Raw genomic sequence first — 24,556 nt, forward strand, 5'->3', positions numbered from 1 at the left:
TCCGGTGCGAAGAATATGGTCGTCGCCGCAATTGCCAGCCACGGGAAGATACCGATGTTGAAGAACATCGAATTCGCCGTGTGGAACCCGCAATAGACGATGAAGGTGTAAAGACGGGTCTTCTTCCACAGCAGCAGCGGCGCTCCAATCACATGGATGAAAATGGTGCCCCAGGCACCAGCAAGGATCACCCAGTCGTAGTGGAACAGGAAGCCGAATGGAAAGTCATCCGCCTGCCGCCGCAGCCATTGCCCCAGTGGTTCGCCCGCAAGCCGGTCCGGTGTCAGTTTCACCAGTCCGGCATAAACCAGCATGATCTCCATTTGGGCACGCAGAATGAAAACGGCAGCATAGGGAACAGTGGTGTCTGCTTCCCTGCCCCACAGTTTTGCGTCAAGCGAAAGCCTCCGGTTCGCCGGCAGAAAACACATCAGCATCAGGAACAGGATGACGAGATAGAAGTGGTTCAGATACTGCGCCTGATCCAGCAGGAAGAAATAGGAAAACACCAGTGTCAACGCTACAATGGCGACGCGATAGAACAGGCCCAGCATCACCAACAGCGCAAACAAGCCGACCGACAACCATGCGATATGTATCCAGGGTTCCGGCATGGGTTTGACCCAACCGAACCCTTCGAAAGTGAAGAAAAACTCAGGCTAGACGTAATAGCGGCGAATGCGGTCGTGGACGATGAAGCGCCAACAATCGATGACAAGCAGCGCGCCCAAGGCTATTCGAAATACGGCAAGCGAAAGCCCCGACACTTCGGCGGACAGTTAGCGCAAGACTTTGTTCATGGAGGGTGTTTTCGCTTGACTTGGATGGCATCAACTGACTCAAGGATCATGCTGGGTGATCGTCAAGGAAACGCTAATGAATGATGCGAGACTTACCATCATCTACGATGGAGAGTGCCCATTCTGCTCATCATACGTATCACTTTTGCGTTTGCGGGATACGGTCAAAACCGTGGAACTGGTGGACGCGCGGTCTGGCGATGCGCGCACAAGAAGTGCCATCAACGCAGGACATGACTTGAACCGGGGCATGGTTGTGCTGTGGGACGAACGGCAGTTTTTCGGACAGGATGCGGTTCATCTGCTGGCGACGCTTTCGGGCGACGGCGGGGGCTTGAACACTGTTCAACGCTGGCTTTTCGCCTCGCCCAGGAGAGCCGCGTGGATTTACCCGCTATTGGCAGTCGGACGCCGCTTCTATCTGCGGCTGACGGGCAAGACACTGATCAGCCTTGCAAGGGATACTCCCTCCGAACGATGACCAATTGTGCGGTCGGGTACCATGCCGGTCCACTTCTGCGCTTACATGTTCGGCGCTGGGTCCGCACGCGGTCCGATCAATTACACAGCATTTTCTTCTGCGAGATCATCCAGACTCGATGTCTGCGGTCGATGTATCACCACGCGATTTCGCCCGGATTGTTTCGCCCGGTAGAGTGCGGCGTCTGCATGTTGCTGCAGTTGCTCTGATGACAGGTTCTCGCTGCCTGCTCCCTGGACTGCTATCCCGATACTCAATGTGACGTAACGGGAGACACTGGACGTCGGATTGGGCATGGATGCAGCTTCGACGCTTTCTCGGACCCGTTCAGCCACAAGCAGGGCTTCGGCCTCGCTCAACTGTGGAAGGATGACGAGAAACTCTTCGCCGCCATAGCGCGCTACCACATCAAGATTGCGCCTTACATGTTTCTCGATGATGTTGGCGACCTGAACCAGGCAGCGATCACCTTCGGCATGGCCCAGATGATCGTTAAGCTTCTTGAATTCATCGATGTCGCACATCAGCATGGCGACCTGGCCGGGGCTCTTTTTTTCTTTGTCCCAAAGGCGGACCAGCATTTCCTCCATCCAGCGGCGGTTGGCGACGCCCGTGAGCGGATCGGTCCTTGCCAGAGACTCCAGCCGATCGTTGACTTCTCCCAGTTCGAAAACCCTGTGCCGATCGCGCAATTCCAAGAGAAATGATTTCTGGGCGAGAAGCGTCATGTTGCGCCGCGCCGCCACAGTGGCGAAGACACCCGCTGTGAAGAACAGCGTGGAAGCCAGGGCGCTTCCGAGTTCGAGCGACGGGTTCGTCAGCTGAAACACGTAATAGAGGCTGAGCGCCAAGGCGGCGATAGTAACCGTCCAGGCCAATGGAATACCAAATATGATGATCGCGGTGATCGCCACGAACAGCATGATGTTCAAGTGCCTTTCGTAGAATTCTCCGCCGGCATTGAGGCCGACCAGTGCGATCGACAGAAGAATGCCGAACACGCCGGCAATCAGCAGGCTCCCTTGCAGCCAAGGCGCTCGTGGTCTTCGCCACACCAGAGCCAAGGCAAGCGCAATTGGCGGCAGAACCGCGCTTGGCAATATGATGGATTTCAAAATATCGAGTGGAAGCAACAGCATATTGAGGGCCAGGGTCAATACACCCAGAATCGCCACCCAGATCATCCAGGCACGAATGATCTTGGCTGTCTGCGGCCAAATCCGCTCCCTGAACAGCCGGTTGAGTTCGTCGTTTAGACGTATGTCGCGTGTCCGGTGCGAAAGAAGCCGCTCCACTTCAGCTGAGACGACCGGGTCGTTATGCACGCCGAGGTAGGCCCGGTCCGCCGCTATCGCTGGACTGAAAATCACTTTTTTGCGTTTGACCATTCGAGCTATCCAGTTCGAGATAACGGTACAGCATCGCACGATGGTATGAAGACTTGCTTACGGTAATGACTTGTTTTTACTCATAATGTCTTAATCTTTTGACACCGGTTCCCGAGCGCCGCGGTCTACCACTTGTCTCGATCCACGGGCTGTGAATGACCTGATCAAACGGCGGCTTCGGGCCCGAACACACCCGCTACCCCCTCACCATCTTCATCACCTGTCCCGGAGCATCTCCGGCCAGCGGCGCGCCGGCGGTCTTGGCCAGGTGCCAGGCCAGAACCTGGTTGCTGCTGAGCACCGGAATGCCGAGCGCGGCCTCCAGCGAATCGATCACATCGAGCGTGCGCAGATTGGTGCAGGACAGGAACACCGCGTCCGCGCCTCTGGCCGCTTCCTGCGCTGCAGCCATGATCGAGTGAGGTGCAATCCGCGCCACCCGCGCCTCGATCTCTTCACCGAAGGTCAGCACCTCGCTGACCTCGAAACCTGCCGCGATGAAGACGTCGCGCACCGGAGCTGCGATGGTCTCGACATAGGGCGTGACCAGGCCGAGCCGCTTGACGCTGAGCGCTTTGAGCGCGGCAAGCGATGCTGTCAGCGGGTCCGTGACCATCGGCGTCGTAACACCCTTCCGCAGCATCTCCGCCACCGCCGCGGCCCCGATCAGCGTGGTGCCCGAGGTGCAGCCATAGCCAACCGCGTCAAACCGCGCTGCCCGCGGCAGCAGCATGGCGGCGCGCGCAAGCTCCGCCTCCATCGCCGCAATCGAGGCTGCGGACAGCGCCTCGCCGGACGGGATCCGACTCACATAAATCGCCACCTCACGGTCCGGAAACAGCCGCCGGAAATCCTGCTCCAGCGTCTCGTCGGCCTGCAGCACCACCAGCCCCAGTGTCGCCTTGGCCCCGATCGGGCCGGTGAGCTCGAAGCCTGCCCGTTTCATCACATAATCTCCGGCATCTCGGCTGGTGCGCGGCGTGACAAAAGCTCCGGTCCGTCTGCGCGCAGCACGACATCTTCCTCATGCACCAGGATCCGCCCCGGCGCGATCTCGACGCCGGGCTCCAACGTCAGCACCATGCCTTCGCGCAGCTCGGTCGTATCCAGCGGCGTGACCGAGGGCCATTCCGTCAGCGCCAGCCCCAGCCCGTGCCCCAGCCTGCCACCGCCGACAACCGCGCCCTCTCGTTCCAGCGCTTCCGCGAGTATCCGGTGCAGATCCCGCGCCAGCATGCCCGGATGCAATTCGGCCAGAGCGGCATCGGTGGCGGCATAGAGGCTTCCATGCGCCCGTCGCACATCGTCGGCCGCGCGCCCGATAGCAAAGTTGCGGTCGAAATCACAGAAATAGCCCTCACGCACCGCACCGGTGTCGAGCATCAGCACATCGCCGTTCTGTAAGGGCCGCTCATCGGCGGGCGAAATCACATCGCCATAGCCGCCCGGACCGGCCCCGCCCGCAACATAGCTGACCCAGTCCGCCCCCTCTTGCAGCAGCGCCACCTGAAAATCGCGAAACACCTGGGAGAGCGGCACACCCGCACGCGCAAACTCCGGCACCCGGACAAAGGCCGCGTCCGCCACCGCACATGTGGCGCGGATCTTCTCGATCTCGGCTTCGGACTTGATCTCGCGCACCCGGTAGACCGCGTCCGTACCATCGACGATCCGGCGCGGCGCGATCAGATCCTGCAGCCGCAGGAAATCCGCCACCGGCATCCGCAGATGGCTTTCGAGCCCCATCGGAATGCCGATCCGGCCCGCTCGAGGCACCAGCCCGGCAAGCGTGTCGGCCAGCAGGCTGACCCCGTCATCGATTGGGTCCGGCGCGTTCCACGTCCGAATGTCTGAAATCCAGCAGCGCCGCATCAGTTCCGCCCCGATCGCCGGGATCACCGCCACCGGATCGCCCGCGACCGGCACCACCACGAACCAGGGCCGCGCCGGGCTTTCCCAGAACCTTGTCAGAAATCCGGTGGTGTAAAACACATCCGCCGGCGTGGTCAGCATGAGCGCATCAAGCCCGCCCCGCGCCATCTCGCGCTGCAAGGCCTCTGTTCGGCGGCGGTATTCGTCAGCCGGAAAGATCAGCGATGTCTCAGGCATCTTCCGGTCCTTCGCTCAAGATGCACAGCACATGCGCGTGCGGTCCGACGCCTTCCAGCCCCGAAAGCAGTGCGGCCACGCCGGCAGCTCCGGAGGGCGTGGAGGCAAGCCCTGCACCGGCCACCGCCGCAGCGCCCGCTGCCGCCTCTTCTTCGCTGATGGTGACAAACAGGTCGGCGTCGCGCGCCAGAACGGCCAGCGCCAGCATCGAGGGCGTCTTGCAGTCAAGCCGCCCCATCGCCGAATCTGGCCCCTTCGTCTCGACCACCCGGCCCGCGCGAACACTCTCGATCAGCGCCGGGGCCGCTTCCGGTTCGACCACGATCATCTGCGGTGCATCCCCCCAGGCGAGCCGCAATTCCGCGGCGATCGCCGCGGCTAGCCCGCCGACGCCCGCTTGCAGCAGCACATGGCTCGGCACCGCATCCATCCCGGCGACAATCTCGGTCGCCATCTGCCGGTAGCCCTCCATCACCCTGAACGGCAGCTCGACATAGCCCGGCCAGGACGAGTCCGACAGCAGTGTCCAGCCATTGGCCTGTGAGGCCGCCAGCGCCGCCTGCATGCTGGCCTCGTAATCAGCCCCCGCCCGCACCACCTGCGCACCCTTTGCCGCAAGCCGCCGGGCAAAGCCTTCCGGCACGGCTTCCGACAAATAGACCACGGCTGCCGCGCCAAAGATCCGCGCCCCGGCCGCAACCGACATGCCGTGATTGCCGGCACTGGCGGTGGCGTAGGTGCGCCCCCTCAGCGCCCGGGACAGATCACCGCCAACCGCCGCCGCCTCGCGCGCAATCGCATAGGCCGCCCCCAGCGCCTTGAAACTGCCAAGCCCCATCCGCCCGCGCTCATCCTTGATCGAGAGCCTCGCAACACCAGCCTCGGCCGCCAGATCCGGGCACTCGAGCAGCGGTGTCGGCGCATGCGCCGGGCACTGCGTGAGTAGTGCGGCAACGGCCTTGGCATCCGCGCCCGGCATTGGCTGAAGTTCGGGCAGCCCCCTGCCCCGGAACCGGTTTGCCAATGATTTGATCATGCCTCACTCCCCTCGTGCTTCAGTCAGGATAGCGGCAATGGGACGCGCGTTCCCGGATTTAACCACCCGGCACGGTCCGGTTTTCAGACCAGATCCAGTCAATTATTCCGGATTGCGGACCTTCGTCTCGCAAACTCTTGGCGCCGACCCGGATTTCGGCAAGACTATCCCATGGACAAATTCGACGCAGCCATTCTCGACGCCATCCAGAGCAACAACCGGCTCACCGCGGAGGCGCTGTCAAAGCTGGTGCACCTGTCGCCCGACAGCTGCCGCAAGCGGCTGGCGAAGCTGCGCACTGAGGGCTATGTCGATGCCGATATCGCGATCCTGAACCCGGCCAAGCTCGGCCGCGGCCTGATACTGATTGTCGAGGTGGCGCTGACCTCGGAGCGCCCTGCTGATCTCGACCGGTTTCGCGAAACCATGAAGACAGCACCCGAGGTGATGCAGTGCTACTATATCACCGGCGCCAGCGATTTCCTGCTTATCCTGTCGGCCAGCGACATGGCCGATTACGAAGCCTTCACCCGCCGCTATTTCTTCGCCGAGGAGAACATCATGAGGTTTCGCACCAGCGTGGTGATGGACCGTGTAAAGACCGGCTTCTCGATCCCGCTGCCCTTTGCCGGCGAGCCCGGCAAGTGAGCCTGTTGGCCGGGCCAACCGGCGGGAAGGTCAATATCAGTTGCGCCGCGCGTCGAGCCAGGCCCGCACCGCAGCCAGCACCGGCACGGTCCTGGCGATGTTCTTAATGTCGAGATCCTGCATCATCTCCTGCATCAAGGGGGCGACGGCAGCGATACAGGCCTCGCGCATCGCCCGGCCTTCGGGGCTGATGCTCACCCGCTTGACGCGGCCATCGCTCTCGTCGGGGACGATCACCACCAGCTCCTTGCCTTCGAGATGCTTCAGCGTGCCGGTCATGGCGCCCTTGGTCACCTGCATGGCCTGCGCAATGCGCTGCGGCGTCCAGCCCTCGCCCATCCGGCTGAGATGATTGAGCACCGAGAACTGCGCCAGCGTCATGCCCTCCGGCATCGCGTTTTCGAGCGCCATGCCGGAGAGCTGCGCGATGATGCCGATCTCGTTGAAGAAGCCGAACGCGGCTTCCATTTGGCTCCTGTCTGTGCTCATGCAATCCTTATCCGGGTGTGCAGCGGCCAGCGCGGCGACGCCTTTACCCGGGGACCATAGCCCAGACGCACTAGCATTTGCAGTGTCTCGCTCTTGCCAATCCCCAGCCCCTTGCGCATTTCGGCATACATCCCGGCCATCTCTTCATACTCCTGCAGCGCCTGGCTGAAGGGCTGCAGCGCAAGCCCGGCCTGGGTCACGGCCAGATGCATACGCACATAATCACGGCCTGCAGCAATCTGGTCGGCCCTGGTATTGCTCGGTGTCGTCAGCCAGAGAAACCCCATCGCCGTGTCGAACTGGACCTTCTGCGCCTTCAGGACTTCACCGAACACCATCGAGTTCGTATCGAGCATGGCTTGTCTGTCCATGATGCCGAGCAGGTCCAGCCCCTCGTTCAGCGGACCGCCAAGGCTGATCCCGTCCGGATTGGCCTCGATCTCGGCCTTGCCGATGCGCATCAAGTCGACGCTTTCCTTCATCGCCCGGTAGGTGCGCAGCTCGATCTCCATCGCCTCCCGGGCAAGCGATCTCAGCGCAGCGACCTGTTCAACCTCGGTTGCACGATCTACACGCACCGAGCGCACAGCCCTGGCAACATCATCCAGCGTGGCCGCATCCACCGGGCGGGCGATGTCATAGGCTTGCCGGTTGGTGTGACGATGAAAGATCTGCGCAAACAAGGGATCGGGCTGCACTGTCTCATCAGCCAGCAGACGGATATGCGCCACCGGACGCTGATCCAGCAAGGGCTGCCGCGCACCCTCCGGGAACAGCGTCACATCGGCACGGTGCCCTGTTTCAGCTGCCGCCATTGCCAGCAGTTCGACAAAGCAGCCGAGCCCGATCGTCAGCTGACGGTCAAACGGGTCGGTTTCGGGCAGCCGCCGTTTGGTGTCGAAATAGAGCATGACCTCGCCCGGGGTGGAGAGCTCGGCAATCCACGGCTGGCGGTTATGCGGATTGGGGGCCAGGATCGCGTGGGAGAGCGCAAAGATGCGCGGATCGCTATCTGCTTCATATTCCATTCCCCTGGCTGCTTCCCAGGGCTGGCGCGCACGAGCCGGGTCGCGGGTTCTCGCCCAGGTTCCCACTCCCGCTGCGGCGACAATCACACCGCCGCCAAGGATCATCATGAATTTGCGTCTGCTGGTCATGGTCAACTCCATTTGGTTTAGCGCTAAACTATATAGTTTACCGATAAACCAAATATCAAGCCCGCCGGACTTCATGTCGATGCCGTTCGTCCTCGGCTAATCAGGAGATCAGGCTTTCACGCGGCTGTTTCCCGGGTCGTAGGGTCCGTTTTCGATCACGCATACGGAGCTAGGCCAAAGCGCTTGCAGGCCCGGTTTGGAAAACGATGTGGTGGCCATCCAGCCTATTATCCGCTTACGGCAACATGCTTTGGCATCTGATGTTCCCCGGAGCCGCGGCCTATGGGAAACCGGCCGAGAACCACACCACCAGCGAAAACGAAAAAGGCCCGGACGCCAAATGTCCGGGCCTTTTCATAGGCCGGGGACAGGTCATAGATCCCCCGGCTGTATGGCTGTCGGCTTACTTGTAACCGATCTCGTTGTAGATTTCCTGGGCGCGGGCTTGGTTCTTGCCAAGCTCGTTCAGGTTGAGCGTGTCGGCGGTGAACTCGCCCAGACCCTCGACCACCGAGGATGCTGCAACCGATGGCACCACCGGGTACTCGTTGTTGCCGTTGGCGAAATAGGACTGAGCCGAATCGGAGGTGAAGTATTCCAGCAGCTTGACCGCATTGTCGCGGTTGGGCGCATGTGCGGTCACACCGGCACCGGAAATGTTGACATGGGTGCCGTTTCCATCCTGATCCGGGAAGACGATGCCGATCTTGTCGATGCCTGAGGTGAGGCCTTCGACATCACCTGCGACGCCGCGGGCGAAGTAGTAGGTGTTGGCAATCGCAATGCCGCATTCACCCGAAACAATGCCGCGAAGCTGGTCGGTATCGCCTCCCTGCGGCTCGCGCGCCAGATTGTCCTTCAGACCCTGCGCCCATTCCTTTGCCGCCACTTCGCCATTATGGGCAATATAGGCGCCAAGCAGCGACAGCATGTAGATGTTGGAGCTTGAGCGGGCGCACAGCAGGCCCTTGTACTTCGGATCAGCCAGCGCGGCATAGGTCTGCGGCGGCTCGCTCACCTTTTCCTTGTCGTAGAAGATCACGCGAGCACGCTGGGAGATGCCGAACCAGTGGCCGTCCGGATGACGCAGGCTTTCGGGGATCCGTTCGCTGAGCACTTCCGAGTCGACCGCCTGGAACAGGCCAGCCTCGTCGGCGCGCCATAGACGACCCGCATCGGCGGTGATGAAGACGTCGGCCGGGCTGTTGACGCCTTCAGCCTTCATGCGCTCGATCAGCTCGTCTTCCTTGCCCTCGATCAGGTTGATCTCAATGCCGGTGGCTTCGGTGAAGTCATTGTAGAGCCGCTCATCAGTCTCATAGTGCCGCGAAGAATAGATGTTGACGACATCGTCGGCCTGGGCCGGTGCAGCAACGGCGGCAAGAGCCGCGACTGAGGCGAAAAGCGCGAGCATGCGCGGTGCCGAAATGGCCATTTGGAACCCCCTGGGTTTGGTAAAACATGACTGTCGCGATCATGTTTATTCAGGCCCCGATTTGCTGTCAACCGGTCTGCAGCGAATAAGTTGAGTGTTTGCTGAAGGATTTTCCGGGCACACTTGGCCGCTGCCGCGAGGTCTTGCGATGGTCACGTCCGGACGTCCCGCTTGCAGGCGTACCAGTCTTCACATCCGCCAATCTTCCTCATCGCATGCCGCCAGCGGGAGCCGATCCGCTGAGGAATGCGCGGATTGGTGCTACGCCACCAATGGGAATGCCGATTTCAATGGAGGCCGGTTGCGAAGCCGCTCTGGCAGCTCACATAGTCGTTACTAGACGACCGGTCTATTATGAACTAGAGCAGCGCCATGACTTCGCCGAAAAAATCAGAGCTGACCCGTTCCCGCATCCTCTCCGAAGGCCGTGCCCTTGTGCTCGCCAGCGGTTTTGGCGGCCTTGGACTGACGGACCTGCTTTCCGCCTCAGGCGTGCCGAAAGGCTCGTTCTATTACTATTTCGCCTCCAAGGAGGCGTTTGGCTGCGAAATGCTCGATGATTACGTCGCCGATTATCTGGCAGCGCTCGACACCATCATCGCCCGCCCGGTTTCGGCAGCCGAGCGGATGGACAGCTTTTTCAGTGCAGCCCTTGACGGCGAGGCCGGCTCGATGGCCGACCGCTGCCTGGTGGTCAAGCTCGCCGCCGAGATCGCCGACCTGTCGGAAGACATGCGCCGGATCCTCGATCAAGGCGTCTCCGCGGTCTGCGAACGCCTTGCCGCGCTCCTCCGCGCAGGCGCCGGGGACGGATCGATTGTCCCGCAAGCCGACCCCGGAGCCACCGCCGCCCTGCTCTACAGCCAGTGGCTCGGGGCTGCGATCATCGCCAAGCTGTCGCACAGCGCCGGGCCGCTGGAACAGGCGCATGCCGACACGCGGGCCCGGTTTTTCACCTGATCCCGGCTTCACAGCTACATCCCCACCATCGCGGACATTGCGTCCGGAGAACACTGCAAAGGACATCATCATGAAAGCCGCAACTTATACAAAATTCGGCGAACCCGCCGACGTGCTCACAGTCGAAGATATCGCCCGCCCCGAACCCAAGCCGGGTGAAGTGCTCATCCGCACCATCCTGTCGCCGATCCACAATCATGACCTCTGGACCATTCGCGGCACCTATGGCTACAAGCCCGAACTCCCTGCGCTCGGCGGCTCGGAGGCAGTCGGCACAATTGAGGCCGTCGGCGAAGGCGTTGAGGCATCAATGATCGGCAAACGCGTTGTCAATGCCGGCAAGATCGGCACTTGGGCCGAGTATTTCACTGCCTCCGCAGCCGGCGTTCTGCCGCTCCCCGACGTGATCTCCGACGAGGCCGGCGCGCAGCTGCTCGCCATGCCGTTCAGCGCCATCGCGCTGCTCGAGTTCCTCGACGTCAAGGAAGGCGACACCGTCATTCAGACCGCGGCAAACGGGGCCGTCGGCAAGATTTTCGCCGATCTCGCCCGCGCCCGCGGCATCACCACAATCAATCTTGTCCGCCGCACGGAAGCCGTTGCCGAGCTGGAAGCGCTGGGCATGGAAAACGTGCTCTCGACAGGAGAGGACGGCTGGCAGAAACGCGCCCGTGACATCGTCGGCAAGGACGGCGCCCGGGCGGCGATCGATTCCGACGGCGGACCGATCGTCGCCGATCTTGCCGATCTGCTCGGCCTCAACGGCCTGCTGGTGGTATTCGGTACCGCCACCGGGGTTCCGCTGGAACTGCGTGCCGGCTCGGTAATCTCCAACCATTTGACAGTCAAGGGCTTCTGGGGCTCGCGCATCATTTCGGAGATGGCCGCGGACGAGAAAACCCGCCTGATCACCGAGCTGGTCACCCTCGCAGCCCACGGCAAGCTCAAGCTGTCGTCCGGCGGTGAGTTCAGCCTCGACGACGTCACCGGTGCCGTCAAGGCATCGCTGACGCCAGGCAAGTCAGGCAAGATCCTGATCCGCCCCTGATCCTGACTGACAGATCAATCAGGCCCGCGCCGGAACGGCTCCGGCGCGGGTTTTTTTTGCATCTGCCCGGCTGTTACAGCTGCTCTTCCAGCCGGTCCGTTGCCGGTGGCGGGGTGCGCGACAGCGCCGCGATCCGGGCATGCAGTTCCGGTGTCATCTCGATCTTGACGGAATCCAGTGACGGCTGCAGCTGCCTAACATTGCGGGCGCCGATGATCGGGCAGGTCACCGCCGGATGCGCCGCCGCCCAGGCAACAGCCAGCGACACCGGATGCACCCCCATATCCCGGGCGAATTCGGTGAAGGCTTCCGCCACTTCGAACACCCAGTCCTCGCTGTAGCGCTTGATATATTCCGGATTTGCCATGATCCGGCCTTGCTCGGGCCGCGTCTGCCTGCCGTATTTGCCGGAGAGCAACCCGCCGCCCACGGCCGAATAGGTGATCACTCCGAGGTTTTCCGCCAGCGCCAGCGGGAAGATCTCGCTCTCCGCCTGGCGTTTGACCAGCGAATACATCGGCTCGATCACATCGAACCGGGGCCAGTTGTTCTTCGTCGAAATCCCCAGCCCCTTGGCGATCTGCCAGGCCGCATAATTGCTGGCGCCGAGATAAAGCACCTTGCCGTCGGCCACCAGTTTTTCCAGCGCCCGAAGCGTTTCCTCGAGCGGCACCTGCTTGTCCCAGCGATGCATGAACAGAACGTCGATCCGGTCCGTGCCAAGCCGCTTCAGGCTGGCCTCCACCGCCCGCAGGATGTGGCGCCGGTTGCCGCCGCCGGCATTGACGTCATCCCCCATCGCACAAAAACATTTTGTCGTGACCACCAGTTCGTCGCGGTGTCCCTTGACCAGTTTCCCGAGGATCGCTTCCGCCGCTCCGTTGGAATAGACATCGGCGCAATCGAAAAAATTGATCCCCGCCTCCCGGCAACGCGCATACATCCGCCCCGATTCCGCCTCGTCGGCATCGCCGCCAAACGACATGGTGCCGAAACACAATTGCGAAACCTGAACCCCGGTCCGGCCCAGTTGCCTGTATTCCATCGCAGTTCCTCCCTCGTCTGCGCTCAGCCGGGCAGCGGATCCCGGTTCCAGTTCTTGTAGATCAGATAGCGTGACGGCGTCGCCCCCAGCGCGCCAAACCACTGCGGGCAATAGGGCCCCATCCAGATCGTGTCGCCTTCGGCCACCGGATACCAGGCATCCTCGAGCCGGTAGATCCCGCTGCCATCAAGCATCAGCAGGCCGTGCTCGACAAAATGCGTCTCCACATAGGGCAGGCTGCCGCCGGGCTGGAATTCCATCACATTAACCTCGCAGTCGAACCGCTCGTCGGCCGGAATGAGTTTGCGCACAGCCAGCAAGCCATCTTCCGACATCACCCGCTGCGGCTGCGCGTCGACCGTGCCGGTCACCAGTTCCGGATCAGCAGCACCCGCAAGCGGCACGAACCGTTTTTCCAGCACCAGGAGCCGGGCTGCGGTTTCCGCCCTGATCTCATGTGCCATGCCGGCCGGGACCAGCGCATAGGCTTCCGGCTCCAGCCGCTCGGTTCGAGCACCGGTCTGCAGCGACACCACCCCCTCGAGCACGAAGACGAAGCGCTCCACCCCATCGGCCGGGGCACGGCCGATGGCGCCCTCGGGCATGCCGGCGAAGAACTGCGAAAACTGCGCCCCCATCTGCGGCGAGATCGCCACCACGATCCGCGATCCGGGCCATCCCGGCATCGGCGTGGCCTCGTGGCTGTCGGCTGAAATCAGCGCATGCCGCCGGGCCATCGCCGAGCGCGTTTCCCCAAATTGTCGTCTCACGGCCGATCCCCTCAAGGCAAGATGATTGACCGGTACCGGCTAAGACGCCACAACGCAATGTCCACCCCTGCCCATCGCCCTGCCACGCAACCCGCAACCGGAGGGCCTTCAAGTTTCGCGTCAACATGTTTGGTGCTGCTCACGAGGCAAGGTTTCAATGCTGTTGGTGTGAGCTACCCCCGAAATTTGGACACTGACAGGAGCTACGATTTGCAGTCTGCTGGACTTCTAATAAAAGGAGATCAGAAATGTCCAAACGCAAACAGCACGCGCCTGAGCTCAAGGCGAAGGTTGCTCTTGAAGCCCTGAACGGCAAGGAACTGCTGCCGAGTGGGCGAGCCGGTTCGGGGGCTCAGGTCATTTCGGCTGTTGCTGCAATCAGTCGAAATAGAATACGCAGTCAGCATCGTTGAGAGAGTTACATTTTAGATGAGGAGCGTTCCTCGGATGGAGCGCTTTGCAAACAGCTTTTGAACTGGCTGATCCGGAATAAACGATCTTGTTGGTTTCGCGGATCGCGGCCATGTCCAAGCACTCGGTGATCTTCGACATTCGGATGGCAAAGTTGCCGATGAAATCTCTTCTTCCTCGATTGCGCTTTGGATAATACCCAGAGTGTATTCCAACGACAGTACCGTGTCGGCCTAACCCACTGCTCGGTCTAGGCTCTAACGAGATCAAAGGGGCCCCTGAACTTCCCTGGCAGGTCTCACATCGATGAAGCAGCCCTATCCTCGGGGCGGGGTCGGGTAGTAACCGACTGCAAAACGAGCCTTCTGGCTTATGATTCCTTCCTACTTGGGCCATTACGTCGAACTCGGGATCTCCACTTGATGGCAGCTTGTAAATCGGTTGATCGCTATTCTTCCCAGTCTGTACGACCCATGCGCGGCATTGAGCATTCGCTGAAGCATCAAACGCGCTAATCTTCTGCGAGGTTTGGTATTTTCTCCGGTTATATGCCGCCGTATCTCGACCCGGTAAAGAAGGGTTAGCGTCACGTGAATCGAAATCTTTACAGGTCGTCAGCGCTGGGAAATGGATCAACGCCAGTCGGTCACCTGTTCTCTGGGTTGCCGTTGTGGTTTGCGGATAAGACAAATCGCCAGGCAACACTCTTAACTTTGGCGTGTTCTTCCATTTTTCAATCTCCCGAGCTGAAACTCTAAACAGCGTAAAATCCAGCTGGTCGTTAGCATACTCCACCGTAGTGCAGGATTCTGTTGCAAAACCCCATTCAGTGCTGTCCTTCTCCTGAAGCACCTTCCGCGGCGAGTAGCCAAATGTTATGGACGCATGATCGCAACTATCTTGCAACTCCGGCAAGCAATGCCAAGCTGTAGCAAACAGGTTATCTGCTACCCGCCAAGCAGTGCAGCCCTCACTATCAATACGGGAACCGCCGACGTAACTGCGACACTGGGCGGCGATAGGCGTATGCAACCTGACCACGCCTCGCCTCAGTTTATTGATAGTTGTTTTTCGTTCCGCGCTTAAGAATGAGCTTGAGACTTGTTCAGGCCCAAACCATGTTGGAGGTCTTGTACTTGATACCGCCTCCATACCATGTTCAAGAGATTCTGAAAGAAACCCAATGGCCTCCACAGTCAACCTAAAATCATAATCTCTCGGGTCGGTGGAGCCGCCAGAGTCCACGCTGATGTAAAAGCCCTCGCCAAAGATCTCCCGCGCAACGCTTTGATTTCCACCTGTCACTGATCGAAGTAGAAGGACGCGTTCTTCCGCTAGGTTGTAAATACGAACATCAATCGGCGTATCGTTTTGATTTACCGCCTGAATGGAGAACCGACCGCCGCCAAACCCATGTAGAAGGGGCAGCACGCCGGAACCAGCGATATTCAGCCTTTGAATTCCCAAAGCGACTTTATCTGATCGGCTATCCAGGACGATTCTCGTGGTCGCTGCACTAGCCTGAGCGGTTAGTGCAAGGCCGACTAAGAAAAACACCCTGAGAAAAAAGATCATGTTGAATCTACCCAGAAATGCCTTCAAGTGCACACTTCGTTACATCCACTCTTAGCTTGTTTATTATCTCTTCCGTCGAAGCTGTACTTTCGGTTCCCAAGCCGCCATTTGCGCGACTGGCATTTACTAGACTTGCAAGTACCGTGCTGTAGTCAGGTCGAGTTTTTGCAAGGGCTTTCCTCAGGTTCAGCCTGACCTGACGAACACCTGTATCCATTATTTCGATAGGCTCACTGAGCGTTTCCGAGTTGGCCAGTCCAAGTGCATTTAATTCGTTTCTAGCGGATCGACCTGCACCCGCCATACAAACAAGTTGCTCGGCTGCGTTGAGCAGCGCTAAGGACGTTTCTTGTGGTCGAAAATAGCTTCCCACGGCAGACGTCGTCCCAGCCGCAAGTCCAACTCCTTTAAGTAAATCAGTACTGCCGTCAAAGACAAGGGCGCCGGCGCCCGTAGCAGCGGCCCCAATCACTGTGAGAGCAATTGCATCTTGCGAAAGAGACGCCCGGTCAGCCTCAACAATATAGAGGTCTGCCAAATTGTTGGTATAATTGACTCTTCCTGTCAGTGTATTGAATGCCTTCTCGTCTTTTGACGCATTGAGTAGTCTTTTGTAAGTTTCAATCTCTTTGATGCCGACAGATGCGCTATTTACGCAGCCCGACAGCGTCAAAATCAAAACAAAAACCGATATTGACCGACACAACAGACGCATTGCCACCCCGCCCAAATACTCAACAATGAGCGCCCCCTGTTCATACAATAAGTTAACATATACTTTCAGCAATGAAAGACCAGGAGTCAAGTACTTGAGATAGAATTTTGCGTTTCAGTACGAAACACTTCTTACCGCAAATTGGCACCTAGTGCTTTGAGATCTACAGTGCAAACAGGAATTACAAGAAAATGGTGGGCCCGGAGGGACTTGAACCCCCAACCAATCCGTTATGAGCGGACGGCTCTAACCAGTTGAGCTACAGGCCCGGAGGAACCCCGCGCGATCTCGTGCTGCGCGTTGCCTGCAAACCTGGCGCTTGCCGGCGTTGTCCCCGGCCGGACTGGGTGTCCGGACGTTGGCGGTTTAGCCCAAAACATCTGCCTTCACAAGCCGTTGCCGTGGCGTGTGTGCTGCGGAGGATTGGAGCCTGCCCGGGAGCCGTATCGCGCCCTCCGGGGACCGGGGAGATTGCGGTCGCTTGCCCGCCACGATGCGATCCGCCGGTCTGCACAAAATCGACCGAAGCGGTGCCCGCGCGCCGCCGCATTGCGCCCACAATCGACGGCCATTACATCCATGTCGGGACATTTGACACCAGATCGGAGACTTTTCATGACCGCTTTTTTCCCCGCCCGCAGCGGCCTGGCCGCAGCCGGAGCACTTTCAGCCCTCGTCCTGTTTCTGGCCAACCCGGCGCGCGCCGATGAGGCCAAGACGAACGAACCCGGCGTGATCACTGTCTCCGGCGAAGGCGTGGCGACGGCCGCCCCGGACATGGCGGTGATCTCGCTCACGGTGCTGCGCGAGGCCGAAACGGCGCGCGAGGCGCTTGACGCCAACAACGCGGCGATGGCCGATGTGCTGGCTGCCATGAAAGCCGATGGCATTGCCGAGCGCGACCTGCAGACCGGCGGTTTTTCGGTGCAGCCGCGCTGGGTCTACCCCAGGAACGATGACGAGAACCGCAAACCCGAGATTGTCGGCTATACCGTCAACAACACGCTGACCGTGCGCATCCGTGACTTGAGCCGCCTCGGCGCCATTCTTGACAGCTCGGTCAGTCTTGGCGTCAACCAGGGCGGTGATGTGATGTTTACCAATGACGACAAAGAGGCGATCCGCGAAACGGCCCGGCTCGACGCGATGAAGCAGGCGAGAGCCAAGGCGGAAGCCATGACCAGTGCGCTCGGCGTCTCGCTCGGCCGCATCGCACAGATCTCGGAGAATTCCGGTTCCGCCCCGCCGATGCCGATGGTCCGCGCCGAAATGGCAATGATGTCGAAGGCCGCCGACGCCGTGCCGGTCGCCGCAGGCGAGAACGAGTACCGCGTCACGGTCAACGTCACCTGGGAAATCGACCAGTAGGATCGACTGCTGCCGCGCCGTGTGATGAATGCGGCCCAGAACAGCAAAAACCCCGGAAGGCCAGGCCTCCGGGGTTTTTGCTTCTGCGGTCTTGACCGGGACTACAGCGCCGCGCATCCAAGCGGATGCGCAAAACTCGCTGTAACACCTTAAAATGGTGCATGTACGTTATCGTTCAAATGAATCCATTTGAACGCGACATGCACTAGCGGCGGATGCGGATCACCGGGCAGTGGCGCTGATTGGCGAAGACCACCCGGACACTGCGGTGGTGGCGGACGCCCTGCACCACGACACGGCGGTTGTTGAGGCGGACCACGTCAGGCCGGCGGACGCCCATGTGGCGTGCCTTCTTGATGGCGCGGTGCGGACGGCAGACATCGCGGTGGCGGCGATGCCCCTCGAACCGGTTCCAGCCACCGCGGCGACCATAGTCGTGAATCACGACACCTCCGCCGGGACCTCCGAACGAAAACTCGAAACCAAAGCCTCCGGCATTGGCGGCAGGAGCGGAAGCGGTGACCCCGGCAGCTGCGACAACGAGGGCGGCGAGTGTATTGCGGATGAAGGTGTTCATGGCTGTTCTCCAGATTTGGCGGCGCTTACGCCTTTGCGTGGATGTTCCTTGTTTCGATCTCGTCTCGAGCGGTTGTTCCTCTCGATTGACCTCACACTAGTCCGGCCCGCCTGAACCGAAGCGGAACCTCGCGTTCATCCTGCATTCATGAAAATCCGGGCCCTGCCCGGCTTCAGCACCGCGCATCCAATCGGATGCGCAAAACTCGCTGCGACACCTTAAAGTGATGCATGTAGGTTATCGTTCTAATGAATCCGTTTGAACGCCACATGCATTAGAGATCGCGCCCCCAGATCTGCAGCGGCTTGACGCTTTCTTGCGTCTCGCCCTGGTCGCGCCAGGAAAACTCCACCTGCAGGCCGGGATAGGGCGCGTAGCCGAGACGCTGCCAGAAGCCATTCAGCGCAACATAGTCCGCCGGCCGGGCCGGATGGTCATCGGGCCTGATCACCGAGGCAAACACCGCCTTTTCAAAGCCCTGCGCCCGCCCGGCCGCCTCGCGCAGGGCGAAGAACGCACGCCCCGCCCCCTGGCCCCGGTATGCGGGCAGGAGCACCGATTCCGCCAGATAGAAGAAATCGCCGGGGTCCAGCCCGTTTTGTGCAAAGGGGGCTGCGAACTCGGCGGCGTGGTCTGACAGCGGAGCCGCCGTGGCCGCTCCCACCATGCCGCCATTGCCATCGCGTGCCGCCACCACCACGGCGCCCGGCGACGCGGCGAATTTCCGCAGATAGCGCGCTTCGTAGTCCGCGTCGCCGTCGTAGAGATAGGGCCAGTCGGCAAACACCGCGATCCGGAGCCGGGCCAGATCGGCAAGCGCCTGCTCGATCTCGTCAGCGGTGAGGACAGAGAAGCTCAGATCCGGTCGCGAGGACACCGTGCCGCCCCTCAGCCGGCTTTGACCTGCGCGATCCAGTCGTTGAGATTGTAGCTCGTCGTCACCCGGCTGATCAGACCGTCGTCGATCTCGAAGAAGATGCCGGCCTGGAGCGAATAGCGCTGGCCATTGGCCTCGGGCAGGCCCTCATCGGTGGCGAGATAGGTGCCGCGGACGGTGAACTCGGCCGCGGCACGGGTGCCGCTCTCGTCGGTCATGATGACGATATCGCCCAGTTCCTCATCGTAATGCCGGCTCATCCTGGCGTTGAACCAGCGGAATTTTTCCTTGCCGATCTCGCGCTCGCCCTGGTTGATGTCATGTGCCACGTCCTCGGTGAGACAGGCCAGCATGTCCTCGGAAGACTTGGCATTGAAGGCGTCGAGATAGCGGCGGATCAGGGCAATTGTCGTGTCTCGGCTCATGGCGGCGCTCCCTATGAAAATCGATCGCCCACAGGTGCCACAGGCAGCCAGCGGCGGGCAAGAAAAACCGGGACGCGATTGCGGCGCAGTCCCTTTCATCCCCAACACTTCGCCGCAGGTTCGGTTCCACCCTGCAGAGGCCTTTGACTTGCATCAGGCATGGCAAATCCCCCGCCGGCAGACTGAACCGGCAGGCTGGTGAGGAAATCGGGCTCCGGAGGGCCGCGCGCGGGCGTCGCCTCTGAATATGGGTATGTGCAATGGCTGGCGCGGTCCGCGCGCGGGCCCGAACTTCGCCGGATGATGTCCGCATCCGACAGGCAGCAGCGGTTTCAGCTTCCCCCGCTTGAGGGTTTTTACCCGACGCGGGGACTCCGGGGTTCCCCGGGCCGCAAGCCCGGACAGGGGCTGCGGCGTGAGACCTGTCCACGTGGGTTCCGGCACGCGCCGCGCCCCCTTCTTGAGGGGCCGCGACCCGCCACAGGCCCGGAGCGTTTTCGGATTGCAAGTCCCGTCATTGTGACAGGCCGAAATCCGAAATACCGTCCCGGTGGCCGGCTGAACCCGCTTGCCCTGAAGGGGAACCGGGAACGCCGGCGGAGCCACGCTGGCCACCGCCTCCCTTCCTTCCCTGCCGCACGTCACGGCAAGGCCAAAAGGGCACCCCTTCCGCCTGAACCGAAGCGTTCGCGATCCATCCGGCAGCGGAAGCGCGATGATGATGACATGCGGTTGGCGGGGTGTGGAAAAGATTGCGGGGAGTTTTTTGCGCTAGGGCGGGGCGGTTTTTCCTCGCCCTTGCGGGAGAGGAAGAAAAATCATGATCTTGGTGCGTGAGCGCCAAGTCATGGATGTTTCAGGGAGGGGAAATCCTGTGCCCAAAGCCTACCCCCTCTCTAGGAATTTCCAGCGCTTGGCTGAACCAAGCAGCTTCAACAGCCTTCGCGCGACCCCGCTCTCCGGTCCTCCGGTCTCTGGCTGATCCCGTCTTTCGTCATGCCTGCCCATGCGGCGAGGATCCACACCGTGATCTGTCCCGGCCACGGCTGGACCGGAGCATCGCGGATTGGATCCTCGGAGGCAACGACGTCGCCAGGCTTGTCTTGATCAGGCCCGAGGATGACGACGGAGGCTGCTGTGTCCGCATTCTCACCCACTAAGCTGGAGAGTGTGTGCCGAGCCTGAGACCACTCAACTCAATATTCCGGGAAGCCGCGGGCTTGCCATTCGCTGCGGGGGATCGGGGCGCCGACCTTGAAGCTGAAGTCCATGACCTTCAGCGCGTCGTCGTCGACGGTGCAGCGGAAATCGAGTTGGTACCAGGCGCCGCCGGATCGGAAGGCGGCGTTGGGGACGGCGAGCACGGTGCCCCCGGGCAGCGAGTAGGACGGCAGCAATTCGGGCTGATAGGGTCCGGGCGCGCGGCGCAGCTGCTCGCGCAGCTCGGTGGTGCACAGCATGCTGCCGCGGACATTGCGGGGCATGTCGCGCATGGCGGTCGTTGCCACCGCGTGACCGGTGTTGACGCTGGAGGCCAGCTGCCGCACCCCAGGCAAGCCATTGTCGGGCGCAGGCGCTGTCACCGCCGGCAGTGCGCCTCCGGTGGTGGCGGGCGTGCCGGGATTTGGCACTGTGTCGGGGCTTGCCGGAGGGGCAGGCCTTGGCTGTGGCACGGGCACTGCCGCCGGATCGAGGCCCTCGGGCAACGATACCAGCTCGGTCTCGGAGGCCGCCTCCGGCAGGGCGCCGGGGATATCCCCGCTGATCTCGGCATCCGGCAGGGTGATGTCGTCCGGCATGGCAAGCGTCGGGGCGGAAGCGGCGGGCGGCTGCTCTCCTGGCATCTCGTTCGGCTGCTGATCCTGCTCTGCGGCTTCGGCAGGTTCCTTCTCCGGCTCCGCTGCGGGCTCCGGCAGCGTCCCGGCCACGTCATCGAGAGCCGGTTCCTCGGGCGCCGGTTCTTCGAGGGTCGGATCATCGGCGGGCGGCTCCTGCTCTTCTTCACGTTCCTGTGCGGATGCCTCATCGGAAGGCTCCTCGCTAGCGCCGCCATCAGGCGAAATCTCCGGCCCGGACTCTTCCTCGCCAAACTGGAACACGGGCGTGAGCACCGGGATCGGCGCGCGGTCGCCCCCCGCGGTATCGGCCTCGTCCTGTGCCGCCTCGGGTTCCGGCGCGGCGTCGGGCTCTTCCTCTTCCGGCTCCGGAGTGGCCGGTGGTTCGGGTGCAGGCTCGGGTTCGGGAGCCGGTTCCGGTTCGGGCGGCGGCACGAGTGTGACGGCGACGACTTCTGGCTCCGGCTCGGCCTCCATCACCGGCCGGGGCCAGTCAATCAGCAGTGCTGCGGCCAGCAGGGCATGCGCGAGCAGCGACACCAGCACGCCCGCGCCCAACCCGTTCAGCCTGAATTTGCCCATGTCGACCATGCGCGATGCTTAGCAGAAAATCAGGCCAAACGACGGTGAAGTCCGGCTTGGGCAACAATTTTGTCAGCCCTGCCGCACTGCCTGGAAATGCGCCGGGACAGGCGCCGCGGAAGCTCGGGGAACCGGCGCGGCGCGATGATGCGGCGCGGCCCGGTTCAGTTGCAACGCACCGGCAGGGCCATGCGGGATGGAACGGCTGCGACGTTCAGGCGTTGGCAAACCAACCAAGCGAAGACCAAGGAGCATTTTTCATGACCGCAAAGACCCTTTTTATCACCGGCGCCTCCAGCGGCATCGGTGCGGAAACCGCACGTGCAGCGCGCCGCGCCGGCTGGAATGTCGGGCTGTTTGCCCGCTCCGAGGACAAGCTGCTGGCGCTGGTGGAGGAACTGGGCGACCGCGCGCTGGCGCTTCCGGGCGACGCCACCAGCCTGGATGACCAGAACCAGGCGCTGGCCAATCTGCGCCATACCTATGGCGGCGTCGATGCGGCCTTTGCCAATGCCGGGATGGGCGTTGAGGCAGCAGGCACCGAAAACGGCGATCCCGAGGAGTGGGACAAGCTCGTCGACGTCAACATCAAGGGCCTGCTCTATACCGCCAAGGCGGCGATGCCGCATCTGCGCCTGCGCAAGGGCCACATGCTGATGACCGGCTCGGCAGCCGGCCGGGCGCATATCCCGGGCTCCGTCTATGGCGCCTCGAAATGGTTCGTCCACGGCTATGCCGGCAATCTTGCCGAGGAGATGAAGGAATGGGGCGGCCGCTGCACGGTGATCGCGCCGGGCATGGTCAACACCGCGTTTTTTGACGAGGAAAAGCCCGACAAGTTGCAGCCCGAGGACGTGGCCGACGCCGTGGTCTTCGCGCTCGAGGCCAAGCCGCGCAACGCCGTGCGCGAAGTCTTCCTGATGCCTGCGGACTGATTTTCAGACCAAGCTGATCAGCCGGGAGCCCTCTGCTTCCGGCTGGCGGATCCGCCTCTGGGAGGGCGGTGAGTCGCGCACTGCGAGCCCTGCCCGTTTGCCCTTTTCTGGCACTTCCGGATGAGCCTCGCCTCTCCGTCCGCTTGCCCCTCTGCCCTGATCCTGCCATGACAGGCATCACGGCAGGCAAGGCGGAAGGGGCTTCAAGATGAGCGGATACACATTGTACTGGCGGCCGGGCACCGGTTCGATGGTGGTCGACGCGGCATTGCGCCTGATCGGCGTCGGTTTCGACCAGGTTCGTGTCGACGACACCTCCGAGCGCGCCAGGGCAGAATTCCTGGCGCTCAACCCGGCAGGCAAAGTGCCGGTGCTCGCTTGCGCCGCCGGCTCGGTGATCGCCGAAAGTGCGGCGATCCTGCTGGCGCTCGACGATCTGTTCCCCGAGGCGCGGCTGTTGCCGCCGCGTGGTACGCCCGCCCATGCGACCGCGGTGCAATGGCTGATCTTCATGGCCACCAACATCTACCCCGCGGCCCTGCGCTACTATTATCCCGACCGCCACACAGCACAGCCGACACTAGAAGCCTGCGAGGCAATCCGAAATCAGGCTGGCCGCGACATGAGCCGCGATTTCGCCCAGCTTGCAGCCCGGATCAAGGGCCCGTTCCTGCTGGGCCAGACGATGACCATCACTGATGTCTATGCGGCGATGCTGGCCGACTGGCACGATCCGGCCAAGGATCTGCCCGAAATCTCACTTCTGGTGAATGCAGTGCTGCAGGAGCCCGCCGTCGCCGCGGCCTGGCAGCATCATGGGTTTGGGGCGTAAGGCAGACCAACCCGAAAGAATTGGAGAAACCCGCCGTGTTCCAAGTGACACGACAAAGGACACCAAAACGGACTAAGCTTCCCCCTCTTTCGTCGCGGAGTCGCTTACGAGAGACAGCGGTTCGGCGAAGGTAAGCGTACGATAGGGGAACGGAATCTCGATGCCGGCGGAATCTAGAGCGGATTTGACGGCTTCGATGACTTCATCCCGCGACCGGCGCACATCAAGCGGCTTACTTCCCGTCCACCAGGTCACTTCGAAGTCAATCGAACTGGCACCGAAAGCCTGAGCAAAGATCTGCACGGGGCGATCGGTACTCTCAATGACAGTTTCGCATGATTTGACGGCGTTCTCGATCACCGAGCGCCCGTGGGCGACATCTTCGCCATAGGCAATACCGCAGATAATGGTAATGCGGCGCTGATCGAGATCGGTACGGATCGTGATCGGATTTTTGAACAGCATGGAGTTGGGCACAATCACCAGCTGACCATCGGTCTGCCTTATATGGGTTTCGCGCACGGCAATGTTTTCAACCTTTCCCTCGAGGCCCTCGCATTCAACGAAATCGCCGATCCGCATCTCCTTGCGAAAAAGGATTATGATGCCGGCGAGGAAGTTTTCGAACGTGTCCTTGAAGGCAAAACCGATTGCTACCGACCCGATCCCCAGACCGGCAAGAATGCTGGCCGGCGTGAGATTGGGAAAGATGATGACGGCGGCAATCATGATGCCAATGATCCAGACCGCCAGCCCGACAAGCATCTGAAAGAGACTTTTTAGGCTCGGACGTATCCGCGATCGCGACAACACCCGCCCTGAAATCGCCTTTGCCGCCCAGGATACCAGAAAGGTGACAAAAAGGACGGCGATGGCCACCGCGATCTGAGGCAAAACCGCGACGGTCCCGACAATCATCCCGTTGAGCTGGCTCAACAAAATCTCAACCGGATTGACAGTGATCTCATCCACCGGAAACTTTCCCCATTTGTGAAAACCCTACACGCGTGGCCAAGTATCAACAAGCCGGAGCACGATGCAGTGCAGGACCTGACGCG

Annotated in this window: 23 protein-coding genes, 1 tRNA gene and 1 pseudogene; 7 read left to right on the forward strand and 18 right to left on the reverse strand. The window is 61.3% G+C overall.

Annotated features, from left to right (window positions below; translation table 11 throughout):
* Positions 1-8: 8 nt before the first annotated feature.
* A pseudogene (locus CRO46_RS20330) lies at positions 9-644 on the reverse strand (HTTM domain-containing protein); the annotation flags it as partial.
* Positions 645-876: 232 nt separating this feature from the next.
* Here CRO46_RS20330 and CRO46_RS04390 point away from each other — a divergent pair.
* Positions 877-1,281: a thiol-disulfide oxidoreductase DCC family protein gene (locus CRO46_RS04390; RefSeq protein WP_097105373.1), complete on the forward strand. Its 405-nt coding sequence runs from the start codon at positions 877-879 to the stop codon at positions 1,279-1,281.
* Between the two features lie 80 nt (positions 1,282-1,361).
* Here CRO46_RS04390 and CRO46_RS04395 read toward each other — a convergent pair whose 3' ends face one another.
* The 4 genes from CRO46_RS04395 to CRO46_RS04410 all read right to left on the reverse strand — a co-directional run bounded on the left by CRO46_RS04395 (position 1,362) and on the right by CRO46_RS04410 (position 5,814).
* Positions 1,362-2,669, reverse strand: a complete 1,308-nt coding sequence (locus tag CRO46_RS04395; protein ID WP_097105376.1) for a GGDEF domain-containing protein — start codon at positions 2,667-2,669, stop codon at positions 1,362-1,364.
* Positions 2,670-2,865: 196 nt separating this feature from the next.
* Positions 2,866-3,615: a maleate cis-trans isomerase family protein gene (locus CRO46_RS04400; protein ID WP_097105379.1), complete on the reverse strand. Its 750-nt coding sequence runs from the start codon at positions 3,613-3,615 to the stop codon at positions 2,866-2,868.
* Positions 3,615-4,778: a M24 family metallopeptidase gene (locus CRO46_RS04405; protein ID WP_097105381.1), complete on the reverse strand. Its 1,164-nt coding sequence runs from the start codon at positions 4,776-4,778 to the stop codon at positions 3,615-3,617. The genes CRO46_RS04400 and CRO46_RS04405 overlap by 1 nt, the downstream gene beginning before the upstream one ends.
* A complete protein-coding gene (locus tag CRO46_RS04410) occupies positions 4,771-5,814 on the reverse strand; it encodes a pyridoxal-phosphate dependent enzyme (RefSeq protein ID WP_097105383.1) in 1,044 nt (347 codons plus the stop codon). The genes CRO46_RS04405 and CRO46_RS04410 overlap by 8 nt, the downstream gene beginning before the upstream one ends.
* 171 nt (positions 5,815-5,985) lie before the next feature.
* Between CRO46_RS04410 and CRO46_RS04415 the strand changes: the two genes are divergently transcribed.
* The gene (locus tag CRO46_RS04415) at positions 5,986-6,462 is read left to right on the forward strand and encodes an Lrp/AsnC family transcriptional regulator (RefSeq protein WP_097105385.1); all 477 of its coding nucleotides are present in this window, start codon (positions 5,986-5,988) and stop codon (positions 6,460-6,462) included.
* A 36-nt stretch (positions 6,463-6,498) separates the two neighbouring features.
* Here the strand turns inward: CRO46_RS04415 and CRO46_RS04420 are convergent, their stop codons facing one another.
* From CRO46_RS04420 to CRO46_RS04435, 3 genes are all read right to left on the reverse strand, one after another.
* Positions 6,499-6,951 carry a MarR family winged helix-turn-helix transcriptional regulator gene (locus CRO46_RS04420; protein WP_097105388.1) on the reverse strand — a complete coding sequence of 151 codons (453 nt, stop codon included), beginning with the start codon at positions 6,949-6,951 and terminating at the stop codon, positions 6,499-6,501.
* Positions 6,948-8,108 carry an Acg family FMN-binding oxidoreductase gene (locus CRO46_RS04425; protein WP_097105390.1) on the reverse strand — a complete coding sequence of 387 codons (1,161 nt, stop codon included), beginning with the start codon at positions 8,106-8,108 and terminating at the stop codon, positions 6,948-6,950. Before CRO46_RS04425 ends, CRO46_RS04420 begins: the two co-directional genes overlap by 4 nt.
* A gap of 403 nt (positions 8,109-8,511) precedes the next feature.
* Positions 8,512-9,543 (reverse strand): Fe(3+) ABC transporter substrate-binding protein, encoded by a 1,032-nt coding sequence (locus CRO46_RS04435; protein WP_097105395.1) that lies wholly within the window; start codon positions 9,541-9,543, stop codon positions 8,512-8,514.
* 372 nt (positions 9,544-9,915) lie between these two features.
* Here CRO46_RS04435 and CRO46_RS04440 point away from each other — a divergent pair, with 372 nt between their 5' ends.
* Both CRO46_RS04440 and CRO46_RS04445 read left to right on the forward strand, forming a co-directional pair.
* The gene (locus tag CRO46_RS04440; protein ID WP_097105397.1) at positions 9,916-10,503 is read left to right on the forward strand and encodes a TetR/AcrR family transcriptional regulator; all 588 of its coding nucleotides are present in this window, start codon (positions 9,916-9,918) and stop codon (positions 10,501-10,503) included.
* A gap of 70 nt (positions 10,504-10,573) precedes the next feature.
* Positions 10,574-11,551: a zinc-binding dehydrogenase gene (locus CRO46_RS04445; protein ID WP_097105399.1), complete on the forward strand. Its 978-nt coding sequence runs from the start codon at positions 10,574-10,576 to the stop codon at positions 11,549-11,551.
* Between the two features lie 73 nt (positions 11,552-11,624).
* On the opposite strand, the gene CRO46_RS04450 is transcribed toward CRO46_RS04445, so the two are convergent.
* The 5 genes from CRO46_RS04450 to CRO46_RS04460 all read right to left on the reverse strand — a co-directional run bounded on the left by CRO46_RS04450 (position 11,625) and on the right by CRO46_RS04460 (position 16,336).
* The gene (locus CRO46_RS04450) at positions 11,625-12,596 is read right to left on the reverse strand and encodes an aldo/keto reductase (RefSeq protein WP_097105401.1); all 972 of its coding nucleotides are present in this window, start codon (positions 12,594-12,596) and stop codon (positions 11,625-11,627) included.
* Between the two features lie 23 nt (positions 12,597-12,619).
* Positions 12,620-13,366: a (S)-ureidoglycine aminohydrolase gene (gene allE / locus CRO46_RS04455; protein ID WP_097105403.1), complete on the reverse strand. Its 747-nt coding sequence runs from the start codon at positions 13,364-13,366 to the stop codon at positions 12,620-12,622.
* 378 nt (positions 13,367-13,744) lie between these two features.
* Entirely contained in the window at positions 13,745-15,352 is a 1,608-nt protein-coding gene (locus CRO46_RS19805; protein WP_143438947.1) for a trypsin-like serine peptidase, read from the reverse strand.
* Positions 15,353-15,359: 7 nt separating this feature from the next.
* Entirely contained in the window at positions 15,360-16,139 is a 780-nt protein-coding gene (locus CRO46_RS19810; RefSeq protein WP_143438948.1) for a hypothetical protein, read from the reverse strand.
* Between the two features lie 120 nt (positions 16,140-16,259).
* Positions 16,260-16,336: transfer RNA gene (locus CRO46_RS04460), tRNA-Ile, on the reverse strand.
* Between the two features lie 346 nt (positions 16,337-16,682).
* On the opposite strand from CRO46_RS04460, the gene CRO46_RS04465 reads away from it, so the two are divergent.
* On the forward strand, positions 16,683-17,435 hold the full coding sequence (locus tag CRO46_RS04465) for an SIMPL domain-containing protein (RefSeq protein WP_097105406.1): 753 nt from the start codon (positions 16,683-16,685) through the stop codon (positions 17,433-17,435).
* A gap of 205 nt (positions 17,436-17,640) precedes the next feature.
* Here the strand turns inward: CRO46_RS04465 and CRO46_RS04470 are convergent, their stop codons facing one another.
* From CRO46_RS04470 to CRO46_RS04490, 4 genes are all read right to left on the reverse strand, one after another.
* Positions 17,641-18,012: a hypothetical protein gene (locus CRO46_RS04470; RefSeq protein ID WP_097105408.1), complete on the reverse strand. Its 372-nt coding sequence runs from the start codon at positions 18,010-18,012 to the stop codon at positions 17,641-17,643.
* Between the two features lie 274 nt (positions 18,013-18,286).
* A complete protein-coding gene (locus CRO46_RS04475) occupies positions 18,287-18,889 on the reverse strand; it encodes a GNAT family N-acetyltransferase (RefSeq protein ID WP_244577761.1) in 603 nt (200 codons plus the stop codon).
* A gap of 11 nt (positions 18,890-18,900) precedes the next feature.
* On the reverse strand, positions 18,901-19,314 hold the full coding sequence (locus CRO46_RS04480) for a ketosteroid isomerase-related protein (protein ID WP_097105411.1): 414 nt from the start codon (positions 19,312-19,314) through the stop codon (positions 18,901-18,903).
* Positions 19,315-20,510: 1,196 nt separating this feature from the next.
* The gene (locus CRO46_RS04490; protein ID WP_097105415.1) at positions 20,511-21,740 is read right to left on the reverse strand and encodes a DUF930 domain-containing protein; all 1,230 of its coding nucleotides are present in this window, start codon (positions 21,738-21,740) and stop codon (positions 20,511-20,513) included.
* A gap of 251 nt (positions 21,741-21,991) precedes the next feature.
* On the opposite strand from CRO46_RS04490, the gene CRO46_RS04495 reads away from it, so the two are divergent.
* Both CRO46_RS04495 and CRO46_RS04500 read left to right on the forward strand, forming a co-directional pair.
* Positions 21,992-22,666, forward strand: a complete 675-nt coding sequence (locus CRO46_RS04495; RefSeq protein WP_097106495.1) for an SDR family oxidoreductase — start codon at positions 21,992-21,994, stop codon at positions 22,664-22,666.
* Positions 22,667-22,874: 208 nt separating this feature from the next.
* Positions 22,875-23,498 carry a glutathione S-transferase family protein gene (locus CRO46_RS04500; RefSeq protein WP_097105417.1) on the forward strand — a complete coding sequence of 208 codons (624 nt, stop codon included), beginning with the start codon at positions 22,875-22,877 and terminating at the stop codon, positions 23,496-23,498.
* A gap of 72 nt (positions 23,499-23,570) precedes the next feature.
* Here CRO46_RS04500 and CRO46_RS04505 read toward each other — a convergent pair whose 3' ends face one another.
* Positions 23,571-24,470, reverse strand: coding sequence for a mechanosensitive ion channel family protein (locus tag CRO46_RS04505; protein ID WP_210421476.1), 900 nt, complete (start codon positions 24,468-24,470; stop codon positions 23,571-23,573).
* Positions 24,471-24,556: the final 86 nt, after the last annotated feature.

This window comes from Parahoeflea halophila, from assembly GCF_900220985.1.
In the GTDB taxonomy this organism is placed as follows: domain Bacteria; phylum Pseudomonadota; class Alphaproteobacteria; order Rhizobiales; family Rhizobiaceae; genus Hoeflea; species Hoeflea halophila.

Bases quoted from the DNA above. Each gene is read 5' to 3' on its own strand.
- CRO46_RS04390 (WP_097105373.1), top strand. From the start codon at position 877: ATGAATGATGCGAGACTTACCATCATCTACGATGGAGAGTGCCCATTC.
- CRO46_RS04395 (WP_097105376.1), bottom strand. From the start codon at position 2,669: ATGGTCAAACGCAAAAAAGTGATTTTCAGTCCAGCGATAGCGGCGGAC.
- CRO46_RS04400 (WP_097105379.1), bottom strand. From the start codon at position 3,615: ATGAAACGGGCAGGCTTCGAGCTCACCGGCCCGATCGGGGCCAAGGCG.
- CRO46_RS04405 (WP_097105381.1), bottom strand. From the start codon at position 4,778: ATGCCTGAGACATCGCTGATCTTTCCGGCTGACGAATACCGCCGCCGA.
- CRO46_RS04410 (WP_097105383.1), bottom strand. From the start codon at position 5,814: ATGATCAAATCATTGGCAAACCGGTTCCGGGGCAGGGGGCTGCCCGAA.
- CRO46_RS04415 (WP_097105385.1), top strand. From the start codon at position 5,986: ATGGACAAATTCGACGCAGCCATTCTCGACGCCATCCAGAGCAACAAC.
- CRO46_RS04420 (WP_097105388.1), bottom strand. From the start codon at position 6,951: ATGAGCACAGACAGGAGCCAAATGGAAGCCGCGTTCGGCTTCTTCAAC.
- CRO46_RS04425 (WP_097105390.1), bottom strand. From the start codon at position 8,108: ATGACCAGCAGACGCAAATTCATGATGATCCTTGGCGGCGGTGTGATT.
- CRO46_RS04435 (WP_097105395.1), bottom strand. From the start codon at position 9,543: ATGGCCATTTCGGCACCGCGCATGCTCGCGCTTTTCGCCTCAGTCGCG.
- CRO46_RS04440 (WP_097105397.1), top strand. From the start codon at position 9,916: ATGACTTCGCCGAAAAAATCAGAGCTGACCCGTTCCCGCATCCTCTCC.
- CRO46_RS04445 (WP_097105399.1), top strand. From the start codon at position 10,574: ATGAAAGCCGCAACTTATACAAAATTCGGCGAACCCGCCGACGTGCTC.
- CRO46_RS04450 (WP_097105401.1), bottom strand. From the start codon at position 12,596: ATGGAATACAGGCAACTGGGCCGGACCGGGGTTCAGGTTTCGCAATTG.
- CRO46_RS19805 (WP_143438947.1), bottom strand. From the start codon at position 15,352: ATGATCTTTTTTCTCAGGGTGTTTTTCTTAGTCGGCCTTGCACTAACC.
- CRO46_RS04465 (WP_097105406.1), top strand. From the start codon at position 16,683: ATGACCGCTTTTTTCCCCGCCCGCAGCGGCCTGGCCGCAGCCGGAGCA.
- CRO46_RS04470 (WP_097105408.1), bottom strand. From the start codon at position 18,012: ATGAACACCTTCATCCGCAATACACTCGCCGCCCTCGTTGTCGCAGCT.
- CRO46_RS04480 (WP_097105411.1), bottom strand. From the start codon at position 19,314: ATGAGCCGAGACACGACAATTGCCCTGATCCGCCGCTATCTCGACGCC.
- CRO46_RS04490 (WP_097105415.1), bottom strand. From the start codon at position 21,740: ATGGTCGACATGGGCAAATTCAGGCTGAACGGGTTGGGCGCGGGCGTG.
- CRO46_RS04495 (WP_097106495.1), top strand. From the start codon at position 21,992: ATGACCGCAAAGACCCTTTTTATCACCGGCGCCTCCAGCGGCATCGGT.
- CRO46_RS04500 (WP_097105417.1), top strand. From the start codon at position 22,875: ATGAGCGGATACACATTGTACTGGCGGCCGGGCACCGGTTCGATGGTG.